Below are 13,094 nucleotides of genomic sequence, written 5' to 3'. Positions count from 1 at the left end.
TTTTTCTTGACGTATTTGCTTAAAGTAACCACAATGGGTGCAAGTTAAAATTTGAGGTGTTGGAATGAGACTACGACTATCAGAGGTAGCGGATATTCATGCTGGCTACCCATTTCGCGGGTCAATCAAACATGACCCAAATGCTTCCGTCCAAGTAGTGCAAGCAAAAGACATCAGTGACCTAGGTGAGTTGCAAAGCACCGAGTTGGTGAGAACGGAATTAACAGGTAAGAAGCAGCCTATGTGGCTTGAACAAGGCGATGTCCTGTTCATTGCCAAGGGGATGAGAACCTATGCAGCTTACGTTCCTGAACAAATAGAGGACGTAATTAGCTCTCCTAGCCTGTTTCAGATCCGCATCAAGTCATCGCAACTAGATAAGATAAACCCAATGTTTTTGGCGTGGCAGCTCAATCAAAAGCCTGTTCAGCAGTACTTTAGAAAGAGTGCTGAAGGCAGCACACAAACAAATATCAGAAAGCCAGTATTGGCCGATGTTGAGCTAGCGATACCAGAGATAGAAAAACAGAACACTATTGCGAAGCTCTATGCAGCAAGCATTAAAGAAAATGCCTTACTTCATGAACTTATAAAGAATCGTCAGCAGCAGCTTAATGCTATAGCTACTGACTTAATCCAGAATTCTGAACAATTTAAGGGCTAGGAAATCATGCCACACACTAAAATCAATCAAGATGACATCAACAAAGCGGTATGGGGAGCGTGTGACACCTTCCGAGGTACGGTTGATCCGTCTATCTATAAAGACTTCATCCTTACTACCTTGTTCCTAAAATACATCTCTGATGTTCACCAAGACAAAGTCGATGAACTGAAAAAAGAGTACGGTGACATCCCTGAACTGATCTCAGAAATGATGGAAAGCCAATCTTTCAAAATCCCTGTAGGTTCAACATTTTGGGATCTGTATGAAGCTCGTCATGAACCTGGTAATGGTTCTCGTATCGACCAAGCTTTACATGCGATTGAAGAAGCCAACGGCACTAAGCTCAAGAATGTCTTCCAAGACATCAGCTTTAACACCGACAAGCTAGGAGATGAAAAGCAGAAGAATGACATCCTTCGCCATCTGTTGGAAGACTTTGGTAAAGATACGCTAAACCTTCGCCCAAGCCGCGTTGGTTCACTGGACGTGATTGGTAACGCCTACGAGTACCTCATCAAACACTTCGCTGCTGGTAGCGGTAAATCGGCGGGCGAGTTCTATACACCACCAGAGGTTTCAGACCTTTTATCTATCATCCTAGAGCCGCAACAAGGCGATAGCATTTGTGACCCAGCTTGTGGTTCAGGCTCACTATTGATGAAGTGTGGCAAGCAAGTACAGAACAACTTTGCAGGCTCTAAGCAGTACGCTCTGTTTGGTCAAGAAGCGATTGGCTCTACTTGGTCGTTAGCGAAGATGAACATGTTCCTACATGGTGAAGATAACCATCGCATCGAGTGGGGCGACACCATTCGTAATCCTAAGCTGCAAGACAAAGAAGGTGGTCTATTGCATTTTGATGTAGTAACAGCCAACCCTCCGTTTTCGCTCGATAAGTGGGGGCATGAAGATGCAGGTAATGACCACTTTGGTCGCTTCCGCCGTGGTATCCCACCTAAGACCAAAGGTGACTACGCATTTATCTCACACATGATAGAAACTTTGAAACCGAAAGCAGGCCGCATGGGTGTGGTTGTGCCTCACGGCGTATTGTTCCGCGCTTCATCTGAAGGAAAAATTCGTAAGCAACTAATTGATGAAAACCTGCTAGATACCGTAATTGGCCTACCTGAAAAGCTGTTTTTCGGTACCACTATTCCTGCTGCAATTCTTCTGTTCAAAAAGCAAAAAGACGATAACAAAGTACTGTTTATTGATGCTTCTCGCGAGTTCAAGTCTGGTAAGAACCAGAACCAGCTCACGTCTGAGAACATTCAAAAAATTGTTGATACTTATAAGGCGCGTGAAACCACGGACAAATACTCTTACCTAGCTTCGCGAGAAGAAATTGCCGAGAACGACTACAACCTCAACATCCCTCGTTACGTTGATACCTTTGAGGAAGAAGAAGAGATCGATTTGGTTGCAGTTCGTACCGAGCGATTGGCACTACAAGATGAACTTTCTGACCTCGAAATTGAAATGGCAAGTTACCTAGAGGAGTTGGGTTATGGTGCCTAACGGTTGGGACTTTGGAAGAGTTGACGATTTTTTTGTTCTTCAACGTGGTTATGACCTGACGAGTAAGAATAGAGTAGAAGGGGCTGTTCCCGTTTACTCATCTTCAGGATTAGCATACTTTCATAATGAAATTAAGGTCAAAGGGCCAGGGATCGTAACGGGTCGAAAAGGCAGTGTAGGTAAAGTGTTCTTGGTACAAGAAGATTTTTGGCCCCATGATACAACCCTGTGGATCAAAGATTTCAAAGACAATCATTTAGAGTTCGTGGCCTATTTTCTAAGATCCTTGAAGTTAGAAAGACTTGATGAGGCTTCTTCAGTGCCAACGTTAAACCGTAATAATGTGCATCGAATCAAAGTTTCATTTCCTCCAGTTTCAGAACAACGCAAAATCGCAAAGGTTCTTTCAACATGGGACAAAGCGATTACTACCACTGAAAAGCTGATCGAAACTAGCAAGCAGCAGAAAAAAGCCCTGATGCAGCAGATTTTGACGGGTAAAAAGCGTTTGGTTAATCCTGCAACAGGCAAAGCGTTTGAGGGGGCGTGGGAAATTACCCATCTCAAACCTTTGTTGATTGAAGAGAAGTCTCGTAACAAGGATAACAGGGTAACTCGTGTACTTAGTGTTACCAATCACAGCGGCTTCGTTTTGCCTGAAGAGCAATTTTCGAAACGAGTAGCAAGTGACAATATCAGCAATTATAAGGTAGTAAAACAGGGGCAATTTGGCTATAACCCTTCTCGTTTAAACGTTGGATCATTTGCATGTTTAAAGCAATTTAGTGAAGGCGTTCTTAGTCCTATGTATGTTGTCTTTAGTGCTGATAATACCAAGCTTCAAAAGGAGTATCTGAGCTTTTGGATGCAATCAAATGAAGCTAAACAAAGGGTAAAAAATAGTACTCAAGGCTCTGTAAGAGAATCTGTCGGGTTTGATGCTTTGTGTCGCTTCCCTTTCATTTTACCGACTCTAGATGAACAGAATAAAATTATTTCTGTTCTTTCTACTACAGAGAAAGAAATCAAAGTGCTTGAAGCCAAGCTTGCTCACTTCAAGCAAGAGATAAAGGCATTGATGCAGCAGTTGCTGACAGGCAAGCGCCGAGTAAAAATCGATGAGGTTGAAGCCGCTTAATAGAGTATCCCCTCTCCATGAGAGGGGGTTAACTACTTCGGTTTCGGGCAAGGGATAAATTTAACGGGTTCATAATGACATGAAATTAAAAACATTAACTTTAGAAAACTTCCGTGGCTTCAAACGTTTTGAGTGCGATTTTCAGCCTGGCATTAATGTATTGGTTGGCTTAAATGGGTTTGGTAAATCGTCTCTGCTTGATGCGGTTATGTTGGCGTACGCTCAATTCATTGGCGGGTTTGGAACCGCCAGTAACAAGAATATCTCAGACGCTGATATTCATAAGGCTAAGCATCTTTTAGGTGAAACCGAAGATGATGGATTCAACATGGAATATCAATTGCCGACCTCGGTCACTATCGATACTTACCCTAGCGAATGGCATGATTTTCCTGAGTCATGGTCAAGAGTTAGGAATACGTTAAAAGGTGGGACAAGTAACCCTTCTGAACCTAAAAAGTGTGCTCACAACTTACAATCTCTTGTCAGAAGTAATGAACCAGTCACTTTGCCATTATTTAGCTATTACGGTACATCTCGACTTTGGCCTTCAAATAAGATGAACCTGAATTTTTCGAAGCTTGGCCCTAGCCGATTAGATGTCTATACAGACTGTTTAGATCCTGCATCGAAGTATGACAAGTTTAGTTCTTGGCTGAAAAAAGAAACGATAGCTGATCATGAACGTAAGATGCGCATCATTGAAGAATCTGGGTTAGAAGGTGCAATTGTAAAAGGTTCCACTGTTCGAGGACGCTTATTAGATGGAGTGAGACAGGCTATTAATATTTGCCTAGCTAACAGCGGTTGGAGCAATATTCGATACAGTGCAAATGCTGAAGAAATTGTAGCAACACATAGAGAGCAAGGGGATATTCCCGTTTCTCACCTAAGTGATGGCGTGCGCAATATGATTGGAATGGTTGCTGATATTGCTTACAGAGCTGTGAACTTAAACCCTAAACTTGATACTAAAGCCGTAGTTGATACTCACGGTATCGTGCTGATAGATGAAGTTGATATGCACCTTCACCCACAGTGGCAAAGATCGATTCTTGGTAGTTTGAGAGACGCATTTCCAAATATTCAATTTATTGTTACTACGCATTCACCTTTGGTTATCAGTGATAGCAAAGGCATTCATGTCAACTTGTTAAATCACTCAGAAAAGGCAACTCCATTACCTGAATTATATGGTCAAGATGCTAACTCTGTTCTTCTCGATATTATGGATACCGATATTCGAAATGCTGAAGTGAATACGAAAATCGGGGATTTGCTTGATGCTATCCATGATTCAAATATCAAGACGGCAAAACAACTACTAGCGGACTTACAAGCCGACTTGCCAGCGGGTAACTTAGAACTATCTAAAGCAAAACTATTGCTTCGTAAGAAGGAGCTAAGAATTGCGAAAGATAACTAAACTTGCAGGGTATGAGCCGCAACAATTGACGGATTGGAAACGAGCCAATCCGAATAAGCGATATCCACAGCTTAAAGATGGAGGTGTTCGCCAAGCAATCCGCACGGAAGCACTCGCTGAACAACACTTCTTATGTGGTCATTGTTGTCAGGCTTTATCTGGTGATGGCGATTGTCATAATGAACATGTAGAAGCACAAGACATCAATCAAAATCGAACTTTGGATTTCAGCAATATCATTGCTAGCTGTAACACATTGAACCAATGCGGTGATTCACATAAATCTCAAGCTCTTCCACTCACCCCGTTTATGGATGAATGTGAGACTGACTTAGTCTTTAAACTCAGTGGTCGTGTTTCAGGTAAAAGCCCTGGTGCTATTGAAACTATCAGGGTTCTAAATCTTGGTGATACCGAAAAAAATAATAAAAGCCTAATCGAAAAGAGAAAGCAGTTATCTCTCGCTTTATTGACTGAGCATGCCATTGCTCCAGAGGATGAAGAAGAGTTGGCAGAAGACCCAGAACTGCTTGCAGACGTTATCAATGACCTCCTTACCCCTGATAATGGCAAACTGAAACCTTTTGCGCCTGTGGTGGCTAATGTATTAAGGCAATGGATCGCATAATGAACAATTCCAATAACGTACCTAACTTCCGAGAAGAGCAGAGTGCTAAAATCCCTGCACTGACTCTGCTAACTAATTTAGGCTACACCTTTATCCCACCTAATGAATGTTCGGTTAAACGTGGAAGCCAATCAGTGGTTATTCTTCCTGATGTGTTACGTGATGTGCTTAAACACAAAACCTACAACTTCATGGGCAAGCAGCACAAGCTATCAGAAGCTGCCATCGATAAAGTTATTCATGAGCTGGCGAACCCAGCCATGAATGAAGGCTTAAAGGCCGCGAATGAGAAGCTGTACAACGCCCTCACTTATGGCATCAGTGTCACCGAGTTTATCGACGGTAAGAAAGCGAACCCGACCATCGACATCATTGATTGGGAAGCACCAAAAAACAATAAGTACCACTTCACCGAAGAGCTAGAAGTAGAAAATGCTTATGGGACAGGTAAGCGTATCCCTGATGTAGTGTGTTTTGTAAATGGCCTTCCTTGGGTAGTGATAGAAGCGAAACGCCCTGATTCCTCTTCTGAAGGGAAACCAACTGTATCGGAAGGTATCTCGCAGAACATCCGTAACCAAAAGGTAGATGAGATCCCTCATCTGTTCGCTTATAGCCAACTATTGGTCTCTGTGAATGGTCACGAAGGTCTATACGCTACCTGCGGAACGCCTGAAAAATTCTGGGCGAAATGGAAAGAAGAAGAGATCACTGAGGCAACCTTTGCACGTTTAAAGAACACGCCATTAGCACAAGACAAACTCAACCTTATCTTCAATCACCGTTCTGCCAAAGTGCGTGACGAGTACCTGTCACTGATTGCTGGTGGCGATCTTGTGGTTACCGACCAAGACCGTTTATTAGTCTCACTCTTACGTCATGACCGCCTATTGGAAATGACTCAGCTTTTTACACTGTTTGATAAAAAGGCTGGCAAAATTGTCGCTCGTTATCAGCAAGTCTTCGGCATTAAAGCGTTAATTGAACGTGTTACCTCTTTTGATGAGCAGGGCGCACGTAATGGTGGCGTGATCTGGCATACAACAGGCTCAGGTAAGTCGTTCACTATGGTCTTCTTATCCAAAGCCCTTATTTGGCTTAAAGAGTTAGCCAAGTGCCGTGTCGTTGTAGTGACTGACCGTGTAGATCTTGAAGACCAACTTGCCCGTACCTTTGCTTCAGGTGGCGCGTTATCGGATAAAGATAAGAAATCGGCAATGGCGACGACAGGTCGCCGTTTAGCAGATCAAATCGGTAAAGGGAACGAACGTATTATCTTCTCCATCATCAATAAGTTTGGTACGGCTATCGAACTCCCAGAGTGCTATAACAATAGCCCAGATATTATCGTATTGGTTGATGAAGGACACCGTAGCCAAAACGGTGAGAACAACATTCGAATGCAACAAGCCCTGCCGAAAGCCGCTTATATTGGCTTTACGGGGACACCATTGTTGCAAGACGATAAAACCGAGAACAAGTTCGGTAAGATCATCCACTCGTATACGATGCAACAAGCTGTAGAAGATAAAACGGTAACACCTTTATTGTATGAAGAACGTATTCCTGATCTCAGCACTAATGACAAAGCCATTGATGCGTGGTTTGACCGTATTACCGATAAGCTGTCTGAAAAACAACGAACTGACTTGAAGAAGAAGTTTGCTCAGAAAGGTCAAATCTATCAAACCGAAGGTCGATTGGAACTCATCGCCCATGATATTTCCGATCACTTCCAAAACTTCAAACACCAAGGTTTGAAAGGTCAACTTGCCTGTGACTCAAAAGCCTCTGCTATTCAATATAAGAAGCTTTTAGACCAAATAGGTAAAGTGACTTCCGTTGTCGCAATGTCTGCGCCTGATACTCGTGAAGGCCACGATACTGTCGATGGTGAAAGCAAAGACATAGTGCAAAATTGGTGGAAGGAAAACGTCCTTAATTCTGATTTTGGTCAAGATGAAAAATCCTATACCCAGCACATCATCGATGAGTTTGGTAAAGATGATGGCCCTGACATCATGATTGTCGTGGATAAGCTTCTGACAGGTTTTGATGAACCCAAGAATACCGTGCTTTACATCGATAAGCCGATGAAGCAACACAACTTGATTCAGGCGATTGCTCGTGTAAACCGTCTCCATCAGAAAAAACAATTTGGTTACTTGATTGATTATCGCGGCATCTTAAAAGAGTTAGATGCGTCGATTGCCAGCTATCAAGAGCTGGAAGAGCGTATCAAAGGCGGATTTGATATTGATGACCTGAAAGGTCTCTATAGCCGCATGGACACTGAATATAAGAAGCTACCAGGTTTCTATAGTGACCTGTGGGCAACGTTTGAAGGTGTACAGAACAAGCAAGATGGTCAAGCGCTTCGTCAAGTACTAGCACCCAAGATTGACACGATTGATGGCCAGCTTACCGACACCAATTTGAAAAAACGTGAGGACTTTTATGCATCACTCACAACGTTTGCTAACTGCCTGAAAGTAGCTTTGCAATCAGCGACATATTTTGAAGATAAGAGTTTTGATGATAAGCGTGAGCTGTACAAAAAGACGTTGAAATCGATGTCTGAGTTACGTCGCCAAGTCCGTGAAGATGCGGAAGAGACCGTTGACTACGATGAATATGCTGAAAATATCCGAACCATGCTGGATAAGCACATTGGCGGTGTAGAGATCCAAGAGTCTCAAGGCGTCTACTTAGTCGGTAACATGGGTAAAGATGTTAAACCTGAAGAAATGACCGACGATGAAGCTCGTAACAAAAAAGATGCTATCACTGGTCGTGTCACTAAGATGATTGATCAGGATCTCGCAGATGACCCATATGCTCAGGAGTATTTTTCTAAGTTGCTAAAACAAGCCATCGAACAAGCGAAAGAAATGTTTGATGCCCCAGTAAAGCAATACCTGTTGTTTGCTGATTTTGAAGAACAAGTAAAAGAGCGAAATGTCGAAGGTATGCCTATTGACCGTTTCTCCGAACTTGATCCAAAAATCAAACGTCACGTTCAAGCTTACTACGGGTTATTCCTGAAAAACCTAGCCGATAGCAATGCGCTAAGTGAAGATGAACGCTTCGATTATGCAATGCAAATCGATGAGGTGGTGACGGCATCTGTGGCTGAATTTTCAATTAACCCACAAGAGATTGAAAACCACATTCGCCGTAAACTGCTACCTGTGCTGTTTAAAGCCGTCGGCATGGACACTGCGAAGGTGATTATTACCGATATTATCCAAATCACTCGTCTGGGTGTGGCAGGTCATCATTAATGACTTCAGTAAGTTCTAATGAAGGCAATAAAGAGGAATACAGCTTCATCTATGGTGATGAGGCTGTTACCTACGAAGTCGTTCGTAAGCCCGTCACAGAAGGCCAAAAGCGAAAGATAACCATCAAAGTTCATCCTAACTGTGAAGTGGCAATTACCGCACCAGAAGATACCGAACGTGGAGATATTCATGATGCGGTAATGAAGCGTGCTAAGTGGATCTATGACGCACTAAAGGAGTTTCGTACTCACTTGGAGTATGTTCAACCCAAGCATTATGTCAGCGGTGAAATGCAGTTTTACTTAGGGCGCAGATATGTACTTAAAGTTGTGGAAGACATTGAGGCTTTACCTTCGGTAAAAATGAATCGAGGTAAGCTCTTGGTAACCTTAACTCGTTTTAATGAAGACAAGACTGCTATGGTTCGAGCTTTGGTAAAGAACTGGTACCAAGTTCGTGCAGAGCGTATTTTTCATGATCGTCTTGCTGAACTTCTTCCACAAGCGACTTGGGTTGAGGGAATACCCAGCTTTCGTGTTCTTCCCATGGCGAAGCAGTGGGGTAGCTGTTCAGCAAAAGGTAACTTGATGCTCAACCCTCACTTAATCAAAGCACCAAAAGAGTGTATTGACTATGTGATCCTACATGAGCTTTGCCATATCGCAGAGCACAACCATAGTGAGCGTTTCTGGCGCTTGTTAACTAGCGTCATGCCACACTGGAAGGAAGTAAAAAGTAAACTGGATGGTATGGCTGAGTTGTATTTGAATGAGTAAGATAGCTTACAAGAATTTGAAATATAACTAAATTACATTGTACAGGGTCATAGTATAAAGCAATGTACCCTTTACTCTGCACTAAAAACGAAACAAGGATAGGATCTCGTGATAGACAATAAAAACAACGAAAAGCTAATACAAGGTCAAATTGATACCGCTTGGTTCGTAGGTGCAACTTACGGCGATGATGATCAGCTAGATAACTTTATTGAGCAAGGTATTTGGAAGAATGGATATAGTGACAAATACCTAGATCAAGTTAGGTCTATGCAAAAAGGCGAGAAAATCGTCATTAAGTCTGCTTTTACGCGCAAATACGAACTTCCATTTGATAACCGTGGGCATATGGTTTCTGTCATGGCTGTCAAAGCCATTGGCACAATCACTAATAATTTAAACGATGGGCAAACCGTTCAGGTTGACTGGTTAGAAAAGTTTGATGAGCCAAAGCAGTGGTACTTCTACACCAATCGAACGACTGTCTGGCGCATCGACAATACGAGCTGGATGAATAAAGCGCTTCTCGATTTTACGTTTAAGGGTGCTCAACAGGATTACGGCAAATTTGCCAATGCTCCATACTGGAAAGAACGATTTGGGGACTCACCTAAAAATGATGTTCGATTCAAGTGGGCTAACTTTTACGAATCGTTTGCAGATAAACTGCTCTCGCACAAAAGTGATCGTAAAGCGCTCACTGCTTTTATCATTGAGCTAGCTAACGAATACCAGCTCTCTTACATTATCGGTAAAGACCTCGATGATATTTGCCCATTTACAGTAATGGGTATTTTCAACCGTGGAGTAACAGAGCAAAACCGTAAAGCTCTTGCTAGCGCCCTAGCCCAGTTTTTGTCCGTAGATGAACCTATTCCAGAATCCTTTGAAGCGATCCCTATCCTCAATAACCAGAAGTCATGGTTCTTTGCTTATGAGAAGAACAGAGGTGAGAAGGATATCGATAACCTATGGTCTATATACGAATCTGCATTAACGTATGCAGACTCTGAAAATGAAGACACTCAGAATGCTTTTGCAACTCTATATAATCAGGTATCCAGCCAACTGGGTGTAGGTTGGAACTTAACCATGGGGCTGTTTTGGATCAGGCCATGGGCATATCCTACGTTGGACACGCAATCTCGGGACTACCTGAGTTCATTAGGGATTAACTTAAGTAAAACGGGAGCTAAAGCTCGTTGTAGTGCTAAAGATTACCTAACATTAATGAACAATTTGGAAATTCGCTTCTCAGAAGAAAAATTTCCTGTCCACTCTTACCCTGAACTGTCATTAAAGGCTTGGCAACAACCATCTAAGAAGATCAGTAAAGAAGATAACTCTCCAGATAAACGAGATGGCTGGAAGCCTCTAATACTTGAGCGTATTGAGCGGCTTTGTCGCTCAAATGAGTCAGCGGTATTCACTAGAGAGCAATTTCATACAGGGTATTTGGAAGAGCTAAGCAGTCTATTTCCCGACAATAATACACCTGACATGACTATAGACCGTCAAATGCAAATTTTACGAGATGAGTCAATTATTGGCTTCTTAAAACGAGGCCAATACGAATGGTATGGATACGAAGATATTGTTGATGATCTTAGTTATGTCAATGAATCAGTCGAGTATTTAGAACCTTACAATGTCACTAACATCATCAATGACGGTTGCTTTCTAACGGAAGAAACAGTGACGCACTTACTTCAAAGACTAAGGGATAAGAAGAACCTAATTCTTCAAGGCCCACCAGGTACAGGGAAAACTTGGTTAGCTAAGCGTTTAGCTTATGCCTTAATCAACGAGAAAAAAGAATCGAACCTTTGTGCCGTTCAGTTTCATCCAAACCTATCATATGAAGATTTTGTGAGAGGTTGGCGTCCATCAGGAGATGGTAAACTCACACTGTGTGATGGGCCATTCCTCGAAACTGTCGAACTAGCTCGTGAGAATCCAAATCAAAAGTACGTTGTTGTCATTGAAGAAATTAACAGGGGTAATCCAGCACAAATTTTTGGTGAGATGCTGACACTCTTAGAGGCAGATAAGAGAACACCAAGTGAAGGCTTAGCTCTAAGCTACAAGAAGAATAATAACGAACGTGTTTATATTCCAGAAAACCTATACGTGATTGGAACAATGAATATTGCCGACCGTTCTTTAGCCCTCGTTGATTTGGCATTAAGACGTCGATTCGCATTTTTTACTTTAGAAACGACCCTAGATGATACATGGATGAATTGGGTTTCAACGGCTAACCAGATCCCTATTCCCTTTTTGCTTACTGTTAAACAAAAGATCGATCACCTAAATAATCTCATTGAAACCGATCAAAGATTGGGGAAACAATTTAAAGTCGGCCATAGTTATGTCACCCCATCGTTTAGCAGTGAGATCACTGACCCTTTATCTTGGTTCTCTGATGTTGTTAACACTGAGATTTACCCGTTACTCGAAGAATATTGGTTTGATTCCATAGAAACGGCTGAAAACGCGCGATTAGCTCTTTTAGAAGGGTTGTAATGAGTAACTGGGAACGGGAAAAAGTTGGAATCATTCCAGTTAAAAATCTCTGGCTGCTAATGCTGTATGCGTCTGACTGTCGCTATCTAGCTGAGCACCTAGCTGATTCAGAAGCATCGCAACATGATGCGCTTGAACTGGTTGGTAAAGTGCTTTGTGATCTCCTTGAATCTAGGATGAGAAGAGAGCTATCCAAGTCTTTCATCAACCGAAAAAACGAGTTGAATCGTGTGAGAGGGAGAATAGATGTTCTTCAATCAGAAAGAAAAATGTCACTCTATAGGGGAAAAGTAGTCTGCCATTTTGAAGAAGTGTCAGTCGATACTGCCCGAAACCGCTATACCTTAAACGCTTTGCAAAAAATCCAAAAAATCACGCAAAATAAAAACCTTTTAGTTCGTTCAAGGGTAATTAGCCAGCAATTAAAACAACTAGGTATTAGCGACACACTGGTTGTTGGATATAGCCCCTTCAACGAAAGATTTGGTCGCCATGAAAATGAAGATCGAAAAATTATCCAGCTAGCTGAATTGATCCACAGCATGATGCTAATCAGTGAATCGATGGGGTCTAAATTGCTACCCAAACCAGAGAAACAAGAACAGTGGGTCAGAAAACTGTTCGAGAAGGCAGTTTCTGGATTTTACAAGCTAGCACTGCCAAGACAGGGGTGGAAGGTTTCATCAAACAAGCAACTCAGATGGCAAGTTGAACAAGAATCAACTCTCATACCATCTCTATTACCAACAATGGAGCTGGACATTCAACTTGATCATCATCAACTCAAGCAACGAATTGTCATAGATACAAAATTCACGAATATAATAACAAAAGGACGCTTTGATAATACGACGTTTAAGAGTGGGTACATTTACCAACTTTATGCGTACATCATGAGCCAGAAGAAAGAGCAGGATCTACTTTCGCTGGCATCATCTGGAATGCTTTTACACCCATCAGTGGGAGAGCATTATGATGAAGTAGTGACAATTCAAGGGCATCAACTACGATTTTGTACTGTTGATTTAATGGCTAAACCGAGTGAAATAACAAAGCGCTTAGAAAGCCTGATACTCTAATTTTTTACAGGTGTAACGACTAGGCACGAGTAAAGTCGTGAAGCTCATA

9 protein-coding genes are annotated in these 13,094 nt (G+C 42.2%); all 9 read left to right on the top strand.

Features of this window, described 5'->3' with window-relative positions:
* Window positions 1–64 precede the first annotated feature (64 nt).
* The 9 genes from AC3CHU_RS12850 to AC3CHU_RS12810 all read left to right on the top strand — a co-directional run bounded on the left by AC3CHU_RS12850 (window position 65) and on the right by AC3CHU_RS12810 (window position 13,045).
* Complete coding sequence (locus tag AC3CHU_RS12850; protein WP_488524686.1) at window positions 65–664, top strand: restriction endonuclease subunit S; 600 nt, start codon at window positions 65–67, stop codon at window positions 662–664.
* Between the two features lie 6 nt (window positions 665–670).
* Window positions 671–2,188 (top strand): type I restriction-modification system subunit M, encoded by a 1,518-nt coding sequence (locus AC3CHU_RS12845; protein WP_488524685.1) that lies wholly within the window; start codon window positions 671–673, stop codon window positions 2,186–2,188.
* Complete coding sequence (locus AC3CHU_RS12840; RefSeq protein WP_488524684.1) at window positions 2,178–3,326, top strand: restriction endonuclease subunit S; 1,149 nt, start codon at window positions 2,178–2,180, stop codon at window positions 3,324–3,326. Before AC3CHU_RS12845 ends, AC3CHU_RS12840 begins: the two co-directional genes overlap by 11 nt.
* Before the next feature lie 79 nt (window positions 3,327–3,405).
* Window positions 3,406–4,752, top strand: coding sequence for an AAA family ATPase (locus tag AC3CHU_RS12835; protein WP_488524683.1), 1,347 nt, complete (start codon window positions 3,406–3,408; stop codon window positions 4,750–4,752).
* Entirely contained in the window at window positions 4,736–5,380 is a 645-nt protein-coding gene (locus AC3CHU_RS12830; protein WP_488524682.1) for an HNH endonuclease family protein, read from the top strand. The genes AC3CHU_RS12835 and AC3CHU_RS12830 overlap by 17 nt, the downstream gene beginning before the upstream one ends.
* Entirely contained in the window at window positions 5,380–8,664 is a 3,285-nt protein-coding gene (locus AC3CHU_RS12825; RefSeq protein WP_488524681.1) for a type I restriction endonuclease subunit R, read from the top strand. The genes AC3CHU_RS12830 and AC3CHU_RS12825 overlap by 1 nt, the downstream gene beginning before the upstream one ends.
* A complete protein-coding gene (locus tag AC3CHU_RS12820; protein WP_488524680.1) occupies window positions 8,664–9,440 on the top strand; it encodes a M48 family metallopeptidase in 777 nt (258 codons plus the stop codon). Before AC3CHU_RS12825 ends, AC3CHU_RS12820 begins: the two co-directional genes overlap by 1 nt.
* A gap of 270 nt (window positions 9,441–9,710) precedes the next feature.
* On the top strand, window positions 9,711–11,966 hold the full coding sequence (locus AC3CHU_RS12815) for an McrB family protein (RefSeq protein ID WP_488524679.1): 2,256 nt from the start codon (window positions 9,711–9,713) through the stop codon (window positions 11,964–11,966).
* On the top strand, window positions 11,966–13,045 hold the full coding sequence (locus AC3CHU_RS12810; protein ID WP_488524678.1) for a 5-methylcytosine restriction system specificity protein McrC: 1,080 nt from the start codon (window positions 11,966–11,968) through the stop codon (window positions 13,043–13,045). Before AC3CHU_RS12815 ends, AC3CHU_RS12810 begins: the two co-directional genes overlap by 1 nt.
* Window positions 13,046–13,094 lie beyond the last annotated feature (49 nt).

The sequence above is a fragment of the Vibrio sp. QJM3NY_39 genome, assembly GCF_057785895.1.
Note: the sequence above shows the minus strand (reverse complement) of the source record. Positions and strands in the feature narration are given on the sequence as shown.